The organism is Wolbachia endosymbiont (group E) of Neria commutata (assembly GCF_964026735.1).
GTDB lineage: Bacteria > Pseudomonadota > Alphaproteobacteria > Rickettsiales > Anaplasmataceae > Wolbachia.
Genome location: NZ_OZ034692.1, coordinates 284,400 through 305,441, shown reverse-complemented (window position 1 = coordinate 305,441; position 21,042 = coordinate 284,400). Strand labels below are relative to the sequence as shown.

Annotated in this window: 13 protein-coding genes and 3 pseudogenes; 6 read left to right on the top strand and 10 right to left on the bottom strand. The window is 33.8% G+C overall.

Features of this window, described 5'->3' with window-relative positions; genetic code table 11:
• Position 1: 1 nt before the first annotated feature.
• Positions 2-727, bottom strand: a complete 726-nt coding sequence (locus AAGD89_RS01490; RefSeq protein ID WP_341808547.1) for a hypothetical protein — start codon at positions 725-727, stop codon at positions 2-4.
• 77 nt (positions 728-804) lie between these two features.
• Positions 805-1,224, bottom strand: coding sequence for a hypothetical protein (locus AAGD89_RS07245; RefSeq protein WP_410541869.1), 420 nt, complete (start codon positions 1,222-1,224; stop codon positions 805-807).
• Positions 1,225-1,658: 434 nt separating this feature from the next.
• Between AAGD89_RS07245 and nuoE the strand changes: the two genes are divergently transcribed.
• Complete coding sequence (gene nuoE, locus AAGD89_RS01485; protein ID WP_341808546.1) at positions 1,659-2,159, top strand: NADH-quinone oxidoreductase subunit NuoE; 501 nt, start codon at positions 1,659-1,661, stop codon at positions 2,157-2,159.
• 279 nt (positions 2,160-2,438) lie between these two features.
• Positions 2,439-3,668, top strand: a complete 1,230-nt coding sequence (gene tgt / locus AAGD89_RS01480; RefSeq protein ID WP_341808545.1) for a tRNA guanosine(34) transglycosylase Tgt — start codon at positions 2,439-2,441, stop codon at positions 3,666-3,668.
• 58 nt (positions 3,669-3,726) lie between these two features.
• Here tgt and AAGD89_RS01475 read toward each other — a convergent pair whose 3' ends face one another.
• From AAGD89_RS01475 to AAGD89_RS01460, 4 genes and pseudogenes are all read right to left on the bottom strand, one after another.
• On the bottom strand, positions 3,727-4,350 hold the full coding sequence (locus AAGD89_RS01475; protein ID WP_341808544.1) for a Maf family nucleotide pyrophosphatase: 624 nt from the start codon (positions 4,348-4,350) through the stop codon (positions 3,727-3,729).
• Positions 4,328-4,591 (bottom strand): translation initiation factor IF-1, encoded by a 264-nt coding sequence (gene infA / locus AAGD89_RS01470; RefSeq protein ID WP_341808543.1) that lies wholly within the window; start codon positions 4,589-4,591, stop codon positions 4,328-4,330. Before infA ends, AAGD89_RS01475 begins: the two co-directional genes overlap by 23 nt.
• 88 nt (positions 4,592-4,679) lie before the next feature.
• A pseudogene (locus tag AAGD89_RS01465) lies at positions 4,680-4,897 on the bottom strand (IS3 family transposase); the annotation flags it as partial.
• A 72-nt stretch (positions 4,898-4,969) separates the two neighbouring features.
• Positions 4,970-5,386: pseudogene (locus tag AAGD89_RS01460) on the bottom strand (transposase family protein); the annotation flags it as partial.
• A 248-nt stretch (positions 5,387-5,634) separates the two neighbouring features.
• Between AAGD89_RS01460 and AAGD89_RS01455 the strand changes: the two are divergent.
• A pseudogene (locus AAGD89_RS01455) lies at positions 5,635-6,799 on the top strand (Bcr/CflA family efflux MFS transporter).
• A gap of 371 nt (positions 6,800-7,170) precedes the next feature.
• Here AAGD89_RS01455 and AAGD89_RS01450 read toward each other — a convergent pair.
• From AAGD89_RS01450 to AAGD89_RS01440, 3 genes are all read right to left on the bottom strand, one after another.
• Positions 7,171-7,698, bottom strand: a complete 528-nt coding sequence (locus tag AAGD89_RS01450) for a CPBP family intramembrane glutamic endopeptidase (protein WP_341808542.1) — start codon at positions 7,696-7,698, stop codon at positions 7,171-7,173.
• Between the two features lie 489 nt (positions 7,699-8,187).
• Complete coding sequence (gene dusB, locus AAGD89_RS01445; protein WP_341808541.1) at positions 8,188-9,180, bottom strand: tRNA dihydrouridine synthase DusB; 993 nt, start codon at positions 9,178-9,180, stop codon at positions 8,188-8,190.
• A 19-nt stretch (positions 9,181-9,199) separates the two neighbouring features.
• A complete protein-coding gene (locus AAGD89_RS01440; RefSeq protein ID WP_341808540.1) occupies positions 9,200-11,539 on the bottom strand; it encodes a hypothetical protein in 2,340 nt (779 codons plus the stop codon).
• A gap of 241 nt (positions 11,540-11,780) precedes the next feature.
• Between AAGD89_RS01440 and serS the strand changes: the two genes are divergently transcribed.
• Together serS and purD are read left to right on the top strand one after the other, a co-directional pair.
• The gene (serS, locus tag AAGD89_RS01435; protein WP_341808539.1) at positions 11,781-13,058 is read left to right on the top strand and encodes a serine--tRNA ligase; all 1,278 of its coding nucleotides are present in this window, start codon (positions 11,781-11,783) and stop codon (positions 13,056-13,058) included.
• A 34-nt stretch (positions 13,059-13,092) separates the two neighbouring features.
• Positions 13,093-14,364 (top strand): phosphoribosylamine--glycine ligase, encoded by a 1,272-nt coding sequence (gene purD / locus AAGD89_RS01430; RefSeq protein ID WP_341808538.1) that lies wholly within the window; start codon positions 13,093-13,095, stop codon positions 14,362-14,364.
• Positions 14,365-14,476: 112 nt separating this feature from the next.
• Here purD and AAGD89_RS01425 read toward each other — a convergent pair whose 3' ends face one another.
• Positions 14,477-15,127, bottom strand: coding sequence for a hypothetical protein (locus AAGD89_RS01425; protein WP_341808537.1), 651 nt, complete (start codon positions 15,125-15,127; stop codon positions 14,477-14,479).
• Between the two features lie 290 nt (positions 15,128-15,417).
• Here AAGD89_RS01425 and AAGD89_RS01420 point away from each other — a divergent pair, with 290 nt between their 5' ends.
• A complete protein-coding gene (locus AAGD89_RS01420; protein WP_341808536.1) occupies positions 15,418-21,024 on the top strand; it encodes a DEAD/DEAH box helicase family protein in 5,607 nt (1,868 codons plus the stop codon).
• Positions 21,025-21,042: the final 18 nt, after the last annotated feature.

Genomic DNA, 21,042 nt, shown 5'->3' with positions numbered 1-21,042 from the left:
CTTACCAGATTTTATCAGCAACTTGCTTCACGTTGTTTCGCAGGGGGTCTTGTGAATAAAGTAGGGTGTTTCCATTTAATACGAATTGATTGCCAGTATTACTTAACTGCAATAATTTTCTTTCTGTAATACCATTACTTCCGGCTAATGCTTCAAATTTTCCGTTTTCAGATTTTAAATACCAAGAAACTAAAGTTTTATCTTTTAAATTCTTAGCAATTACAACCACATCCCCATTATCAAGTGTTACTACTTGTGGATTAGAGTAGCGATTACCTGAATTTGCAAGATTGTTATTCTCCTTATTCTTTTGTAATTTTGTTGTACTTAAAAGCTCAACTAAAATAGCACCTGGTAGCTTAACTTCATAAATATTGAGTGATAATCCTTTATCTGTAGAAGAAATGATTGCAATTTTATCTGTTTCAGCTAAATCTTCTTTACCTGTTTCAACTGTATCTTTTATTAACTTAAGAGATAATTGATTTTTAAATTCACTTGGTACACTAATGCCTGTATCCCATTCGTATGTGTCTAATTGATATGATGGACTTATAAGTAATTTTACTTCACTGGTGCCATCATCTTTATCTTGATAGCCGAGTCCATAAGCAACATCATTTCCCTTAATAAATTTTGTGTCTACTGGATTAAAATTTTGAGGGATATAATTGAATGGATTAAAATTTGAGTAAATATAACTGAGCACTGTTCCTAATATATTCATAATCTTAATTAAAATATTAACAATATGCTATTATGACCATTTTAATATGCCAATGTCAATAAAAATCTTAAATAAGATTAAAGAATTAACATGCTTTTCTTAATATTCTTGGGTAATATGTCGATAAAACTGAAACTGCTCTGCTTGCCCTTCAGCACAAAATGGAATATTAAGTAGTATATAATGTAATCAATAAAAGAAATTGGTGTTTTAATTAAACTAACATTGAGTGCTAATACATAAGTCACTTCTTCGTAACGAAAAATTTTGCTTTTCAAATGGCATAATCTTATAGTTAAGCTAGGAATTCTCATTTTTTTTATAGCTGTTAAATAAAATAAGCACTCGCTCAGCCTTTCATTAAATTTTATACGTGCACACTGTTTATACCAACCACTTATAATAGAATTTATTCTCGTGTTGCTTAACGCAGATTTACTGTATATATGAACTATTCCATGATAAAGTTTTACATAATCTGAGTTAGATTTTACGATACAAAGTTTGAATTCTCTTCCAAGATAAATACATTTGGAATCAACAACAGAATTCAGTAAATGTAAAAAATATTCTTTCTTCCGTGAAATTAAATTAGCTTTTTTTTTATTATTAACCTGATATCAGAAATAGAAACTTTATTAGTTGTAAAAACAATGATGTTTAAGTATGGATCAAAGAGTATACATATGTTATCCTCTAACGCAAAGGCAGAAAAAATAGAAAAATAAATTCCAATTTTTCTATGCATTATAAACATTCAACGCTGTAAAAATGCCACATTTTATACTAAAAAGTGAATATAAGCCTACAAATGATTAAGGGGAGGAAGTTCTACTTTGGACGATAGTAGATTTTGATCTCCTAAAGAACCAACAATTGCAATTATTAGTTCTTCAGATATAATCTGTTAAAATTCACACGAGTCCCATTAATGGCCGAAAAAGAAGAACTATTTAGTTTTACAGCAGAGAATCTTAAGAAAGCAAAAAAGTTTATAGGGATGTACCCAAAAGGTAGAAAAGGCAGCGCTGTTATGCCTTTATTATATTTGGTTCAAGAGCAGTGTGGATGGGTATCTGAACCTGCTATGTGCTATGTTGCTGATATGTTAAATATTCCGCATATTCGGGTATACGAGGTAGCAAATTTTTACACTATGTATAATCTCAAACCTGTGGGTAAATATTTGGTGCAGGTTTGTAGAACTACTCCCTGCTGGCTCTGTAATAGCGAAAAAGTTTTAAACACTTTCAAGAAAAAGTTAAGGATCGAAGTTGGTCAGACTACTAAAGATAATCTATTCACTTTAAAAGAGGTGGAATGTCTTGGTGCATGTGTTAATGCTCCTGTTGTGCAGATCAACAATGATTTTTACGAAAATCTCACTCCTGAAAAAGTAGAAGAAATCATAACAGAACTTTCAAATGAATAATAATAGACCTATTGCAAAACCCTCTGTAATTACAGATACTACTCAAGTTTTGTCATCCCAGTGCCTTTTTTTCCTGTCGTCCCAGTGCTCCGACACTGGGATCCACCTTGTTTTCACCATGAACATTATTTTTACATACATTCCTAGAATCCGTTGTCTATTGTATAGTTTGCAAATGTTTTTATGCTTAGATCCCAGTGTCACGCACTGGGATGACAAGAGGATGGCTACTTGGATGACGTCAGGTAGGGCTGCTAATCTTTCACTAAAACTATGGTTATGCAAGAAATCAAAGAAGAATTCTCGTTTAAAATAACTAAGCAGTCAGGCTCTGCGAGAGTTGGTATAATAAGAACACCGCATGGTAATATAGAAACACCAGCATTTATATTCTGTGCAACAAAAGCTGCAATTAAAGCTACAGACATTGAAAGAATAAATGAAGCTGGCACTCAGATAATACTTTCTAATACTTATCATTTAATGCTTCAGCCAGGAGAGGATACGGTTGCAAAACTTGGCGGTTTGCACAAGATGATTGGGTGGAATAAACCAATGCTCACTGATTCAGGTGGATATCAAATATTCAGCTTGGGTCATGGATCAGTCTCAGAGGAGATTAAAGGGGTAAGGAAGAAACAAAAAACGCTCATAAAAATTAATGAAGATGGAGCAATTTTTCGCTCATATATTAATGGTAAAACTTATTGTTTAACTCCTGAGGAATCTATACAAATTCAACAAAAACTAGGTGCAGATTTAATTGTGGTTTTGGACGAATGCACTCCATTTCACGTAAGCAAAGAATACACAGAGAAATCTATGCTAATGAGCCACAGATGGGCTGAGCGTTCTTTAAAAGAATTTGAAAAAAATCACTGCGGTAAACAGAAACTTTATGGAATTAGCCAAGGAGGAGTATATCAAGATTTACGCGAGAGAAGCTGCGATTTCATTAATAGTTTACCATTTTTCGGTCAGGCAATAGGTGGATCACTGGGACAAAGTAAAGAGCAGATGCAAGATGTGGTTTCTTTTACTATGGAGCATTTGACAAAGGATAGACCTACTCATTTGCTTGGTATTGGTGGAATTGTAGACATTTTTAATGGAGTGAACCTTGGAATTGATACATTTGATTGCGTACATCCAACTCGTTTAGCAAGGCATGGCGGAGCATTAATTAAAGTGAAAAATAGGAATTCTATTTCTTCAAAGTGCAAAGAGCATATTAATTTGCGAAATCAGCAATTCGAATTGGATGATAATCCGATTGAAAGTGATTGTTTGTGTTTTACATGTAAAAAACATTCAAGAGCTTATATACATCATCTACTAAAAGCCAAAGAGCTGCTAGCCTATACACTCATTACTATTCACAACGTCTTCTTCATGAATAATCTGATGGAATCAATAAGGCAGGCAATATTAGATGATAGGCTTAATCAGGAAAAAAATAACTGGGTTAGTGAGCTGCAATTAATTGACTGCAAGTTAGAGCTAATATAGCCAACCCAAGAAAAGGTTTCCCTATGATCAAATTTTTATGATCAAAAGGTCTGTTGACTCAACCGCTATGAGCTACAAGTCCATGGCTTGAGGAATTGAGGCTAAAATAATTGCTTAGCAAGCAATAAGTTTCATGTAATGGCAAACCTATCACAGAAGAATAGGAGCCACGTAAAAATAATACAAACATTCCAGCAAGGCCTTGTATATTACACCCACCAGCTTTGTTTTCCCACTCTTTTGACATTAAATAGTATTGAATTTCTCGCTCACTTAAACACTTAAATTTTACTATTGTAACTACAGTTCTAAGATGCTGTTTAGCTCCACCTGTAGTTGATAAACAGATGCTAGTGTACACTCTGTGCCTTCTTCCTGACAATAAACGAATACATTTTTCCGCTTGATCAATATTTTCAGCCTTAGGCAATATTCTCTTTCCACAAGCAACAACCGTATCGACACCAAGCACAAAATAATTCGGTTTTAAGCTTTGCACCTTTTCAGCTTTACTTTTTGCGATGCGAATTGAGTAATCCTTTGGCAATTCCTTTTTTAAAGGAGTTTCATCTATATCTGCTGGCAAGATTAAGCCAGGTTTAATATTAATTTGTTCTAATAAAGCTATTCGCCTTTTCGATGATGAAGCAAGGATTAGATTACTTAGATATTGTTCTTTCACTTGTGCCTTTAAGCCTTCTGATTATTCGACCTTTTTTTGCATTCCTATCGTATATGCTCATTTCAACTAATACCCTATCACCTATAATGATGCGTATCTTACTCCTTCTTACTTTACCAGATACGTGACAGATAATCTCATGCTCATTATCCAATTTTACCCTAAATTCTGCTGCCGGTAGTGAAGCAGTTATTGCTCCTTCTACCTCAAAAATTGTTTTCAATTTCTCATCTTTTATCATGTGCTATGTTATAATTTAATAAATTTTTAAGTCTACCATAGATTTTAAATACTATAAACATAAATACAATAAATAGAGAATGCTAAAACTAATTCTGATAATGTAGAGCCAAGTTTCTGATATACAGTCCCAGAGTATGATGGCATGGATTAAGTATAAATAATTCTGTAGATAGCTGGTTACATATAAACTCATAAGGAGTCAGACCTTTAAGAGTTTTAAGTCTTTTGCGTAGTTATAGGCCATAACAAAGTTGTATAAGTGGTCTTTAAGCTGCTTATGGGACTTGTAGTAGTATTTCTTCACTAGACCCCCTGCGAAACAACGTAAAGCAAGTTGCTGATAAAATCTGGTAAGAAATCCCCAGCCCAAAAATTATTAAAAACCATGCCGCAAATTCACAATTCCGGCAGTAATATTGAATCTCAAGTTATATTTCTTCTGAAAATTGCGGTAAACATTTGACATAATCTTAAAAATTTTGATCTCTCTAATCTTATTTTCCACCCGCATCCTGAACGATGCCAACTTTCGATTATGCTCCTTTTGCACCTCCGTTAGTGGCTTTTTATGGTATTTTTTGTATGGAATCACAACGTTTTTCTGCAATTTCTGCCAACCTTGATACCCAGAATCAGCATATTTTATGCTATCTACTGGTAGTCGTTTTCTTTTTTCCGGAATAACTTTTCTTTTGCTTTTTGCTGTCTTTCGGCCGCTGTATCGGTTGCTCCGTGACGTCTGCTAAAATTTTAAAATCCTCTCTGGTGTCAGCGTTCTGTCTTTTGTAATGTTGTCAGACCCGTTAATTGCCTAAAAATATACTGGGTCTTTGAAACTTTTGCATAACTTATTGCTATTTTACTCTTCTAAAATTTTCATTTTATACACTTTTTAGTGTTTTTCATCTGTTTTTTGCTTGTTTTGCAGGGGGCTACTCAAATTAGTATACTAGTGAAAGAAATACGTTATAATTAAATCTCTTTGATCAGGTAAATCATTAAGTGACAGTAGTCCTTTCACAAAATATTATTTCTCTTATCATGATACTATCTGTTGCAGTTGCTGATATAGCAACTGACTTATACTCAGTGGCACTACCAAACATTGCCAGTTATTTTAACGTGAAAGGTAACATAGCACAACTTACAATTAGTTTTAATTTGGTAGGACTTGCAATATCAGGATTAATTTATGGACCATTATCAGACCATTATGGTAGGGGCCCTAATGTTGGTTGGTATGACAATTTTTACTTTAGCAAGCGTAATATGCTGCTTAGCTGACAATATTGTATTTTTTATATTCATTCGCTTTATACAAGGAATGGGAGCTGGTGTTGCAGGCGTTGTAGGATATGCAGCAATAAGAGATATGTATTCAGGTAGTGACTACTCAAGGGTAATTTCAAAATTGAATATGGTTGTAGCACTTTCACCTGGAATAGCACCAGTGGTAGGTAGTTATATAATATCACATGGGTATAGTTGGAGTTTTTTATTTCTTATTATATCACTCACAGCAATCATTATGCTAAGTCTGATTTATTTTAAGTTACAAGAAACACTGATCATAAATAAAACTAGTATAAGCCTTATAATTACTAATATCTTTAAATAATATATTCAAATCTCTAGAAATTACCGTTTTCTTGGATTTTCAGCTATTCACGGATTAACTTTTATGTGGCTTTGGGCATACATTGCTAACTATCCTTTCATATTTGAATCTATGGGTGTTGAAGTGCAATATTTCGGATATCTCATATCAATTATCGTTATATTTTATATAATCGGAACTTTTGTTAATAGAAGATATGTACCAAAAATAGGCGTTAGAAGGATGTTAATAATAGGCTTAGTGTTGCCAATAATATCTGATAGTTTAGTTATGTATTTTTATTTCATAAACAAGTTGAATGTGTTCACCCTTCAAGCTGCTTGGATTCCAAGCAATATAGGCTTAGCCTTAATAATAAGTAACAACGTCACTTCTGCTTTAGAAACAATTAAAAATATAGGACTTGGCAGTGCCGTTATTTCATTTTGCAATATGGCATTTGGAGCCATTGGAATCTATATAGTGGGAAGATTCTTTCACTGTGGTATTTTAGCGAATTTATTATTAACAATAACATGCTCTATTGCTGCAATTTTTATATATAATCTGCTTAGATATAATGAGAGAAACTTAGCAGCTAAACTATAAAATTCATTGTTTTTAATAATACAAGTATCTGTTCAGTCAATGACGTCAACTTAAGGGAAAATATAAGTAATTGTGTGTAAAGTCCCCCTCTAATTATTAAGTTATTATAGAGAATTCTTCTGGTATAAATTTAGAGGTTGTATAAGATGTACAGTCCCAGAATATGATAGCATGGATTAAGTATAAATAACTCAGAAAATTGTGTGCACTGGTTGCATATAAATTCATATGGGGCAAGACTCTTAAGAGTTTTAAGCCGCTTTGCTTTTACCTCTCCTTCCACATCTGGTAACCTGCTAATGCCGTGTCTTTGCAAACAACGTTCGCTGGATTCCAGTGTCGAAGCACTGGAATTACAAGTAGTGGTTAGCTTATGAATCACTCAAACAACGTCCCCTATTTTTATCAAACCAAATAACACCAATTGCAACGACGAAATAAGCAATCGCCATGAATATCTGGCTAATCACTGCAGTGGAAGTTGACATGGGAAAATAACTTCCCAATAGTATCATATCAACAGTGCACACAAAACAACTTACTGCCTGAACAATAATTACTGGCGAAATCGAGTTATCTTTTTCAAATAACCAGGTAAACAGTATAGACATTGCACAAAAACAAAGAATATGAGTCAAAATAATTGAAAATGTAAGTCCATCCTTAAGCACAGTTGAATTGCTAACTTGATATAGTATCGGTATGTACCATATTCCCCAAATAAGACCTACAACGACTGCTCTCACATAAAAATTCTGTATTTGGTTTTTAAGATTTTTCAGCAGATAACCGCGCCAACCAATCTCTTTGCTAATAAAAGTAATAACTATCATTACAAAAGTGATCAGTTCAATAATTAACATACTTTCTGCACTTAGATCTTTTACTTCTTCCAGCATGGAACGTCCTTGAAAAGACGAAAAATCTTAATAAATTAACGAAATACCATAGGAAATTAGTATAATCGCTATTGTGATCATAGCACCTAATAAACAGTTTTTAGCGAACTACGTTCAAAAAGGCTTTTCACCTTTTGCTTATTACAAATTGTTAAAAAAATCGCAACTGTGCCTGGAACGAATGCTGCGAGTAATGTTACATATTGTGGAGGTAAGCTCCAAGCTACAATACATGTCAATAAATATGTGATTACAACAAACAATATACAATTAATAGTGATTTAATTCATATGCACCTCACAAATTCCCTGCATATATTATAGATATTTATTCAGAAATTGTCAATAGAATGTGTCTTCAAGGATGAATGGAGTATTTTTTCTTTTTGAACTGCCACTAATAGTTGAATTTCTACCTATTCTTTCAAGAAAATGGACTCCAGTGTCACGCTATTTACATGACAACTGAAGACATAATCTACAATTATAGCTAATAGCCAACAGAAGCATTCGAATCTGTAGAGATCATGTTTTTACTAAAAAAGTCAATAATACTTTCTTTTACTTCCTTGCTATCTACCATATTATTTACTCTCACGCGAAACTCAGACGAACCTTTAAGTCCACTACTATACCAACCTATGTGCTTGCGGGCCATTTTTATTCCTGGATCATTTCCATAGTACTCAAGGATACTATCATAATGCTCAAGTATGGTGTTTAACTTTTCTGAAGGCGGTGGCTCAGAAACTTCATTTCCATTTAAAAAGTTCATTACTTGATTAATTAGCCAAGGCTTGCCGTAAGCACCACGTCCTATCATTACCCCATCTGCTCCTGACTCTTTTAAAGCAGTTTGAATATCATTTAAATTTTTAATATCACCATTTACTATCACTGGAATTTTTACTTGCTCTTTGACATTTCTGATGAATTTCCAATCTGCTTGACCATTATAAAGCTGCGCCCTCGTCCTGCCATGTACAGTAATCATTTGTGCTCCTAAATCCTCGGCAATTTTTGCTAAGCGTGGAGCATTACGATTTTCGTCATTCCATCCTGTGCGCATTTTCACGGTAACTGGTATATTTACTGCATTGACCACAGCTTCAATTATTTCAGCAGCTTTTTTCTCATCTTTCATTAAAGCTGACCCTGCATAACCGTTTACAACTTTCTTAACAGGACAACCAAAATTTATATCTATTATTTTAGCTCCCATATCCTCGTTGAGCTTCGCAGCCTCTGCCATAACATCCGGTTCGCATCCAGCAAGCTGTACAGCAGTTAACTCATCAACTTTTGCTTTTTGTAAACTCTGGCGAGTTTGCATAATCATTGCTCTGCTTGCAATCATCTCTGAAATCAACAAGCTTGCACCGAGTTTTTTAACCACAGCTCTGAATGGATAATCAGTCACTCCAGACATCGGAGCCAAGATTACCGGGGAATCAATTGTCAGGTTTCCTATTTGTAGTGGCATAAGTTGTATCGATTTTAAATTACATTATAGGACAATAAGATACAACACTTTTCAAAGATGAAACACTTTCAGTTCTTGAGGGAGGCGGTGTTAATGGCACAACTTCAGCTCTCTCGTAATGACCAGGTTTTAAGTATATTGTTTCCTGTTTTTTGTCACCCCATAATTCGCCATTTCTTTTGTAAACTTCTGTATGGACTTCATCTACCTCATCAAACATGTTCATTTTCATCATTTCTGGATTTGGTTTGAATACTTCATGTACATTATTACCATTATCCTTATGATGAACCGTAATCTTAATACCAGCTAAAGAAGCTAAAATAGGAATTTCTTCAGCAAAAACATAATAGTTTTGTTTGCTTATTGCTTCTAGATAAGATTTATAGAGAACTTCATCGTTAAGAAATGAGTTTGTCATAGTGTCACTGTTATATTTTTCGTTGTATTCCTCTTCAGTAAACTCTGAACAAAGCAATTGCACATACCTTTTTAGATTACTGATAGCTTCATTCTGTGGTATACTAAAATCGTTAACAATTTTACTTACTAGTGTTTTAACATTATTTTCAACATTTTCAATTTTTTTCTTTGTCTGTTCAACCAATCCTTCTATCATGTCTGACCTACCGGTTAAATCTCCTGGCTTTTCTAAAAACGCACCGAAAACTTTCTGTAACTGCTCTTTAAGAGCTTTTGGCATTCTTGGATCATTTAAAGATGTAAACTGACTTAAAAATTTGTGCCACTCTTCTCTCATCTCTTGTGCTCTTTCATCTCTATATACACCATCCTTATATACTTCAGGCATATATGTATAATCCTTCTTACCAAAGACAGAATGGAAAAAGCAATTTCCATCTCCTACTGTATCATACGCTTTAACTTCTGTTTTTTGAGTTTGCTTACCTTCTTTTGAACCTACACTTATACCGCTATCTAATGAAACAGATGAAGCAGAAGAATTACCAGAACTTCTGCGATTTCTCTTATTTGGCACGCTGGCTATGCTTTGCTCACCTTTCTTCAAGGCCTCTGCAAACTCTTTTCTCTTCTCTATTAATTGCTTTGGACTAAGTGTATATTTTAGCTTAGCATCAATTTCATCAAATGATTCACCTGCTTTCAGCGCATCTGTAATTATTTTAGCATTTTTCGGTGCAAATATCCCACAATTCCACGTATCTTTTTGTTGTTCAGCTTTTGAACTTCTGATATTATCATCGCTTATTTCGAGAATTTGTTGTAATAAGTATGTAACATAGTCTTTATCGAGACTTATTACGTTATTTTTTTTAGACAATGCATGCACTCTATTTTTAATAGAATCCAGATCTTCTGTAACTCCATCTTTTCTTTGTTGTATTAAATCATCAATTAATTTACTTAAAGAATCGATCCACTCTTGTAAGATTTTATTACTAATCCCCTTGCTAATTAATTTATCTATTTGCTTTCGCACATAATCTAATCTTTCTTTGACATGTTCCTCTTTTTCTCTTTGCCATATCAGATTTTCATCAAACAAATTACTTGAAAAACTCATATATTCTTGAAATTCTTTTAAGGCAGATGGATCCTTCAATACGGATGTACGATCCTTTTTCTGCTGATCAATATGTGACAATTTAGGCAATCCATTTCCAAATGGGTCACAATAGTAAGCTCTAAATTGTTTGTCCTTTGGATTATAGGCAACAACCAATGTCACCCAGTGATTGCCATTTATGTTAAGAACTGAGGCGAATAATAAATTGCTATCTCTTTCAACTTTAACTTTATATTCCTCTAGTTCGCACTTTAATGTTTCGATTTCACCAAGGCAAGTAAAAATCACACTTTTATGAGGGTTTCTTAAACCTTTTCTATCTAAGTGCGCTTTCCATCCGTAGTGAACTCTTGCAATGTTTGCAATGTCACTATGACTTAGCCAACAATTATAATCTCCGTTGTTTGTTTTATCTACAAAAGAATCCTTAGCTATAGCTGTTTCGGGTGTAACAGTACCGCTATCCCTGTCTGGAGTTTTTGACCTATCCGGAACTACTGACCTTGCTTGATTTTCTGGAATTTTCTCCTGCAAGCCTTTTAATTCTGTAACTTTTTCCTCACCATTTTCTTTCTTTTGAGCTCTTCTTTCATTAATAAAATCCTTGGCCAAGTGAAATAAAGGTTTAGCTATACTCATAACCACTGCAGATACCACTATAAAAATGACTCCAATTGCAGCCCAGGCTACAAAATTAGTAATTAGCATAGCAAGTGGTAAAATTAAAAAATTAGCTAGGTTAACAGCACCGAAAATAAGCAATAACGGACTTATAAAACCAGCAACCAAGCCAGCAATAGTGGTGTCCATATAGAAATAAGCTGCATACTTCAAACCGGATTTAAAACCACTTGGAAAGTATTTTTTTATATAATTATCATACACATTCAATCTATCCTTGTTTATAGCTTACTCCACACCACTAACATGTTAACATTTTAGCACATCCTAGTAACAAAATCAACATGCAATAGCTATTTTGGAATATTATTATCATGTTGAGTGTTGAAAGCTTTTAAAGTAAAATAATAGCGTTGATAAGTATGAAATTATGCATGATATAGAACATATACGTAAAAATCTCGCAGAATTTAATGAGGCAATGAAGAACAGGGGAGTAAAAGAATTTCCTGAGGAAGAAATATTAGGAATTGATCACGAAAAAAGGTCATTAACCACTCAGCTGCAAGATTTGTATAGGAAGCGCAACGAAATTACAGGGGAAATAAAGAAGCTCAAAATGAGCAAAAGCCCTTGTGAAACACAAATAGAATTATCAAAGAATATCACAAATGAAATAGAGTCCATTAGTTTAAAAGAACAAATGGAAAAAGGTAAATTAGCTAATGCATTGTCAAATTTACCGAATATTCCTGCACAAGACGTGCCAACAGGCGAAGATGAGAGCTCTAACGTAGAAGTTAGAACATACGGAGAAAAAAGACAATTTAACTTTATGCAAAAGTCTCATTATGAGTTGGGGGAAAAATTAGGTTTAATGGATTTTGAACAAGCAGTAAAAATTTCTGGGTCAAGATTTGCAGTGCTAAAAGGGCAATTAGCCAAGCTTGGAAGAGCATTAATAAATTTTATGCTTGAAACGCATGTAAATGAATTTGGCTATGTTGAGGTATATCACCCAATTTTAGTAAAGGATGAGGCTATGTATAATGTCGGACAACTACCGAAATTTTCTGATGATTCATATTTAACTACTGATGGGCTAAGATTGATTCCCACAAGCGAAGTAGTATTGACAAATCTAGTTGCAGGTAAATTTATGAATGAAAATGAGCTTCCGGCCCGTTTTACCGGGTATTCAGAGTGTTTTCGCAAAGAAGCAGGTAGTGCTGGTCGCGATACCAGAGGTATAATAAGACAGCACCAATTTGGCAAAGTAGAGTTAGTTAGCATTACAACTGAAAGCCAATCAAATGACGAACTTAAACGTATGACAAATGCTGCTGAAGAAATATTAAAAAAATTAGAATTACCGTATAGAGTTATGCTATTATGCAGTGGCGATATGGGCTTTGCTGCACAAAAAACTTACGATATAGAGGTATGGCTACCTGAACAAAATAAATACAGAGAAATATCAAGTTGCTCAAATTGCGGCACATTTCAGGCGAGAAGAATGGGCACTAAATATTCTTTGAATGCTGATAAAAAAACAAAAAAATACGTTCATACCTTAAATGGCTCAGCCTTAGCAATAGGCAGGACTATTATCGCCATAATGGAAAATTATCAGAATTCTGATGGGTCGATTGCAATACCAAACGTGTTGCAAAAATACATGGGTAATGATACTGTTACATGGCAGTAATAATTTTGGCATACAAAAAATCGAGGAAATAAAGATGAAGGTTTTAGTTATAGGTTCTGGTGGACGTGAGCACGCTCTACTTTGGGCTTTTAAAAAATCTCCTATGTTGACTGAGTTATATGTCACTCCTGGTCGCAGGGCTATGGAAAATTTTGGAATTCTTGTGGATATAAATATTCAAGATTCAATGGATGTTACACAATTTTGTAAGAGGGAAAATATAGACTTGGTGGTTATCGGTCCAGAACAACCAATAATTAATGGTCTCGCTGACGATTTAGCTGCAGAGGGAATAAATGTCTTTGCACCGAGTCAAGCAGCTGCAAAACTTGAGGCGTCAAAGTCTTTTACCAAGGAGCTATGTAAACAATATAGCATACCAACCGCAAAGTATGACCGTTTTGTTGATGAGACGTTGGCTAAAAATTTTGTACAGAGCAATAAAGTAAAATTTCCGCTTGTAATTAAAGCAAATGGACTTGCAGCAGGGAAAGGCGTAATAATATGTTACACAGAAGATGAGGCTTTTTCTGCAATAGATAAAATGTTGGTAGAGAAAAATTTTGGCGAGTCAGGTGAAGAAATAATTATAGAAGAATTTTTAAATGGCGAAGAAGTAAGTTTTTTTGCACTTGTCGATGGACTGAAGGTGGTAATTCTTGGATGTGCAAGGGATTACAAGAGAGCTGATGAAAACAACGAAGGTCAAAATACTGGAGGTATGGGGTCATATTCCTCACCTTCAATTATAAGCAAAGATATGGAACAAAAAATTGTTCAAAAAATAATACAGCCTACAATTCAAGCATTGGTTAACATAGGTACACCTTATAGGGGAATATTATTTGCTGGTTTAATGATTTGCAAAGATGGTCCAAAACTTCTTGAGTATAACGTTAGATTTGGAGATCCAGAAACACAATCCATATTGCCTAGGCTTGATTCCAGTTGCGATTTGTTAAAATTGATATTGTCAGTTGCAGAAGGAAAATTAAGCACAAAAGCAGTGGAACTTAATAATAAATCTACAATTTGTGTGGTTGTAGCTAGCAAAGGATATCCTGGTGAGTATCAAAAAGGAGAAGTAATTAACGGATTAGATAAAATCGAAAGTATTCTTGGCATATTGATATTTCATGCTGGTACAAAACTCGATGCCAACGGTAATTGGGTTTCAGATGGCGGAAGAGTGTTAAATATAGTAGCAGAAGGAGATACGATAGAAGAAGCAAAAAGTAAAGTGTATTCAGCATTAAATTTTTTAGAGTGGCCAGGTGGTTTTTTCAGATATGATATAGGCGGATGAGCTAATGGAGTAGAATTTATCAAGAGATCTAATAAAATTTCTTTTCATCCACTCCTCCTTTAATCGTCATTTCTCATCTATCATACACTCTGGAAGTGTATAGCTAAGGCAATTATGTACTTACGTTGAATAGATCTTGATAGAAAATTTGTCCATATGCACTTTCTAGTTTGCTGCTAGGCAATGCAATGTCTTTTATTAATTCAACAACAACACTAGTAATACAAACTCCAAGAAGGATAGTGAGAAATATTTCTGAGCTGAGAGTCAACTCTCCAACTATACCGAGTATCAAAAATACAGCACCTGCCTTTGCTTGAAGTAGAAAAGCTTGTTGTAAAGATGAGAGCTCTTTTTGAAGATCTTCTGGATTTGTAAGGAATGTTTCGATAAGACCAGAAATAAGATCAGAAAATCCTTTATTTCGCTTTCCTTGATAAAGTTCATATATACTACCAACTAAACCTACAGCACACAATTGTGCATATACCTTGAGCATAAGAGATGAGTAACATAAAGCTGAAAGTGGCAAAAAGATTGCTGAAGTTAATGCATAAAACTTCATTGCACAACCACGATCAAAACGATTCTCACTATTTTCAGTTATTTTTTTGATAGCCCAGAAAAGACCATAAGCTCCAGATATAACCGGAAGGATCCAAAAACTGATCATACCAAAATGAAACATGTATAAACTTGCATAGTACACAATTAAAGCTAAAGCTTCTGCGATGCTTACCGTTATGATTTTCTTCCTACTCATTTTAACTCATTTTTAATAATGAACTAAGATTTTAATGTAAAATCACTGTTAAATCAACCAAAGCAGGGATAGCATGGTTTACATGCCAAGAAAGACAACATGAGCCTAACTTTGTACGATTAGTACAATTAAATCAAGCTTTGTAACTTATAGAAACTAATACAACATTGAAACACTCATCTAAAGACGAAAGATTAATTCATTCTATTCATAGTATAAAATGCTGATACTTGACGTTAGTTATTACAAAATATATAATAAACCATTAACATCACAGTGAGAATCGTATGGTGGCTATATTTTACCTCAATCAAGTAAGTGAGCTAATTAAAAAAGTCATACAACAAGAAGATAACAGTATTACACAACTTCTTAAAAAGAATATACAATTATTAAAGAGCACTGTCGAGATACTTAACGTAATAAAGAAAAGTAATAGCAATGATGTCAATGATCTTGTACAAGAAATTCAAACAAAAATTAAGAACGGAAAAGTAGGAGAATCTGAACCCAATGGAGTAAGAATTAATATAACAAAACAAGACGATAAATATGTTATTGACTTTTTAGAGGTCAAGGATGGTAGTGCAAAAACACTAAAGCCACTCCAAGGACTCAAATTAACTGTCCAAGAAAAAGATGAACAATATAAATGGGGAGCAAGTTTTGGAGAAGGAAAACAAGGATTTCACATAGGCGGGCTGAATGATAAGCTACCACGCCCATCGCAAGTAAGTGCTTTGGAAGGCCTTACTAAGCCTTTGGTATTAATTGCAACACCAACAGGGTCTGGAAAGACAATTACAAAGTTGATGTTTGCTCTTACAGCGTGGTTATCTGGACTGAGGGTTGTGTCGGTTGATCATCGTGATGATCTAGTTGTGCAAGAATACACAGATCAGCAAGGAGCGGTTTTATTTAACAGTACTGAGCATCTTGCTTCTGATAATAATAAAGGATATAATGAGAATAAAGCTCATAACATACTAAGCCTTGATAAGTTTTTTGCTGCTTCGAATAAAATAGTAAATCTCGATAAACTTTCTCAATTAATAAAAGAAAATCATGCTGAAAATGAAGGATTCAAAGTAGATCTAAAGAACAAGAAAATAATAATCGGAAAAAACATTGAAATTGATCGAGATAGCTACAAAGTTAATGGTAAAGTAGTTCACGAAAGCATTTTTGATGATGAAAAGCTGCTTGTGATCTTGGATGAAATACAAGAAATGGTAAGGCAAGGACAAGCATACTCTGTTGAAATTGATTTGCTTTTACTACTTGCAAGTTGGAAAAAAATAAAATTAGTAGTAGCAACAGCAACGCCCCCTAAAAGGGTATTAGATTTTATAAGAGAAGAAGAAAGAGAAAAAGGAGAAGAGAAAGAAAAAAATGCATATATCGAAGCAAAACCACTCTCTCAAAGAGAAGATTGTGGAACAATTCGCATTACAGTGCAAAAAAAATTGAATGCTGAAAAATTCGTAGAAGACTATGTAAAATATCATAATGGTGAAATATTAAAAAGAGCTAAAGGTGAAGATTACTATTATGATCCTGAAACAGATAATAAAAGTGATATAAAGCAAAGAATAAGAGAGTTTGTTAAGCATAATTTACAAAGTCCACGTAATAGAATGACTCTTGTATGCAGTGATTGTAAGAACTCCGAGCAGCTGCTTAAAGATAAAGTATTAAGCCCAGAGAAGCAGCTTGAAACATTAAAAAGTAAAAAAAATTCGCAAGGTGAAAAAAATCCGCTATTTGATAAAAAGTTTCATAATAAATGCGATTTTTATCAAACGGCTAATTGTGAGAATTTGGGTGGAAGTATTAGTAGTAATTTGAGTGAAAATATTAAGAAAAAACTTATTAATACATTTGGAGATGCTAAAGCAACTATAATAGATGAGGTTCTTAAGGAATTTAATTTGACAAGCAGTATAGCTGATAGTGGTGTATTCGCTGTTGCCCATGGTTTGATTGATGACGTCATATATTGTGTCACTGAAATGAAGTTAGAGGACCAAGAAGATCAACAGCTGAGCAAAAAAAGATTTTCAAATTTAGAATCACTTAAAAGTAAGTTTGAAGATGTTTTTGCAAAACTTGAAGAGGGTAAAATTACAGAGGCTGAGATATATGAAAAAATAGATAAGTATATCTCTTCAAAAAGAGGAAATGAAAAAAGCGAGAGAAATAGTCAAGTTCTTGAAGGAATGAAGTTAATATGGAATCTTTTTGTAAAATATAAAAAAGATGATAACAAGTTAACTGTCTTACTAAGTAATCACAACTTAAGCAGAGAAATCCATAAAATGATACCACCTGACTTTAGTGGATTATCGGGTGAGAATATTTTTGAGATTTTTGCTCAAGGTCGTAGTTATAATGTTTTCAAGTACTTAAAAGATAATTATGACGTTCCGCAAACAATGGGTAGTGAATGCGAAACACTCTACAGAGAGTGGAAAGAAGCAGATAAAGATGCGAAAAATTATGAACTTGATGATCTAGAGAAAGCAAAGCAAAAATATGATTATGCGAGTAATCAAGTAGTATTCATGCAATTGCGCAATAATAAACAAAAATTGCAAGACTTAGAAAAAGAGAAAAGTAGGCTAAGTAGTGAACATAATAAGTGCGTTACAGAACATCAAAATCTAGAAAGAAACGCAGATAATAAAAAAAAGGATTTAATTACAAAATTCAAGAAGGAAGTAGTTGAAGCTTTAAAGGATGAGAAAAAATATGAATTATGCAAACTAAGATCAATCTGCAATGTAGATGCGATTGCAAATCCCCAAGATAAATTCAGAGTTGGCTGGCGCTTCGATAAAGAAAAAACATCAGCGTTTAATGACCCATGGTTATATAATGCTATTATTAGGCAGACAGAAAAAGATGATCTACAACAACTGCAACAGGGTGTTGGTAGGTCTGGTCGTAGATCAGGGGCAGACGTATCGTCATCTTTTGTTAGTTCTTCTAAAATTGGCAAGTCTGCTAAGAAGGTGAAAAAACAACTTGACGATGGCGATCCTTTTGATGTTGGTGCAACAGAAGAAAGTAAAATTGACACACGAGAATTTGCTAAAAAAGTGACTGAGCAGATTAAAGATATTATTAGTGGATATGATGACGCTGGGGAAAGCGAAGTTGCCTCAGCAGTTGTTAAATGTGTTTTTGATGCACACCATGAGCTATATAATCACAGCGGATATAAAAATGTTGAGGCATTCAAAACTTTTATTAAAACTTTAGAAAATGTCACTTCCACACTGAAAGCAGAGTGCGAAGAGAAAGACATAAAAATAGGGGATGGCGCAATAACAATTAACATCAATGGTCTTGATTCAAAAATAGATAAAATTACGGGTGAATTGAGCGAGCTCTATGAAAAACTTAAGCCTCATAAGAAAGAAAGAGATAAAATTAAAGAGAAATTGAAAATAGATGGCAATTTTCTTAAACGTTTAATCATAGAACTGTGCACATTAGTGTTGCGTTTATGGCATTGGAGGCTTAATCCTACACAAGAAAAAATTACTGAAGTTTCGAAAAAAGTTGATCCACTTACCCTTAATGATAGGATGTTGCTTAAAAAAGCAGCAGCTCAACTTGCAAAAGAAACGAAACCTTCAGAGGCAGAGATAAAAGAGCTAGAAGCAAACAAGGCGAATTTGGTTAATGAAAGGACAGAGCTTCAAGATGCGTTCAACAAAATACACGAAACTGTTGGACCGATAAAAAGAGAAGATGGTGTAACGCAGAAAGAAATCACTGAGAGTGAAAAGAATAGCATTATAAAAGAGCAACTAGGCGGCATTGAAGAAGAGTTAAATAAGTTAAAAAAATCTTTAAGCGAATCTAAGAAAAAACATTATAAGGACTTGAATGCTTTTGAAACTGAAGGTTTGAAAGGCGAAATTGATATCCTGGAAATAAATATAAAGGAACTAAAAAGTAAATTAGAAGAGGCTGTTAAGCTATCAGATCTTGATCAAGCGTTACGTAATGCGCAAGAAAAACTTCGAAATGATATAAAAAATATTCAGTTGGTCTCTTCAGTTCCTGATTATACAAATAGAGAAAAAATCGAATCCTTGAACCACACAATAAAGGAGATTTCAGTTATTACTGAAAAATATAAAGATTTTTTCAACGAAGAGAACATTAGCATAATCAAAGAAAAAGTAACTACATTATTATCTTCATACAAAAGCACATCGTATTCGCTTCAACGCAGTGAAAAAGATAATATAGAAAGAGGAGTAAAAGAACTAAGCACAGCACTTATGGAAGGTGCTAAGCATATAAAAGCAATGCCAAGAGAGCAAGAGCAAGATATTAAAGAAAACTTGAAAAAAGCTCAGGAAAAAACTCTGAAAAACATAGAAAAGTGTAAAAATAAAACTCAGATTGAAGTATTGTACAATTTGATATGCGAAGGTATTGCTGATTTTGACATAGATAAAGCAACATACAATGATGCAAGAGAACTGCTTTCATACATTAATAAATTGACAGAAGAAAAGACAAGGCTTGAAAAAATACAAAAAACGCAAAAAGGATTAGCAAAAGAAATAGATGAGCTAAATGAAGCAAAGCGAAATTTACAAGACCCTGCTAAGCAGACGAATATATGTAATAGGTTATTAGTATATAAAAGTATTGAGAAGAATTATGGACTGAATCGCACTATATGGACACTGGCAGTGTTTTGCTATTTTCTCACAAATGATAAAGATAAGGATGATTACATCTCTTCTACGGTCTTTCTAGAGTTATTTACTAATATAATGATGCCACTGATGAATGACGGAGCTCTAAAAATGGCATTTGAAGCAATGGAATCCAGTGGTAACAGTTCAGCGGATAAAGTAGAGGAAATCAATAAACTTTACCAAAACTTAGTGGATAGAAAGTTTGATAAAATAGGAAAAAATGATGTTTCTAAAGTTTTCGGGTATATGGGCGAGATCCTATTGATGATTGCACCCGCAAAAGTTAATCATCATATCAATGGTATAAGTAAGGGCCTTAACTTACTAAATAATATTAATTTTGGTCAAACTAGTAATCCATCCAACAATGTGACAGCTAAGTTACAAGAACACTTAAGTAGCTTATTACAAAATCACTTAGGTAGCTTATCACAAAATCACTTAGGTAGCTTATTACAAAATCATTTAGGTATCAGTAATAATGATCTATCTAGCATGCTTATTAATTCACTGAGAGAGGGGTTTGAAGGAAAAGGTCTGAATTTACAATCGTTTAATCCTCTTACTCAAGAGATTTATACTGCTGACGTCAAAAGCGGAATTCCTATGTTTACAACAATGAACCTCCTTAAAAACGCTTTGTGTTTTGCAGCAGCTGAGCTAGATACATCAAAAAGCAACAAGTTTGTTAGAGCAGTAGTCAAAAAGGTCTCAGACACCAGTATAAAGGAAGCAAAAAAAACAATTAAAAAATTTGGTGAGGGAAAAGACCAAGATGATATTCTGAAGGACGTTTATGAATTTTTGATGATACTTTTAAATAAATTACAAAAACCTAACTCTGAAACTATCTGGAGTGATGATCTAACAGCAAGAGAGGAATTTGCTCAAATACTTCAACAACTTGCAGTTGCAGCAATAGCTGCATCCCAAAAGAAAGACTGTCCTGCTAGTTCTTTTATAGATCCAAGCCCAGATAGCTTAGATCCTGTGCAGGCTACAGCCAAAGATTTTATTGCTCGTCCGCCAAACCTAGATAACTCGAATACTACGAAGCGGCCTACAGCCAAAGGTCGTCCTCCTGTTGATTCTAATCTAAACTTCTGTCGCTTAGAGTCTGGGAACGATTGGTGGCAGAATCTGTCTATACCCATATTTAGTTTAGGGTAACTCATCACGTCAACTGAT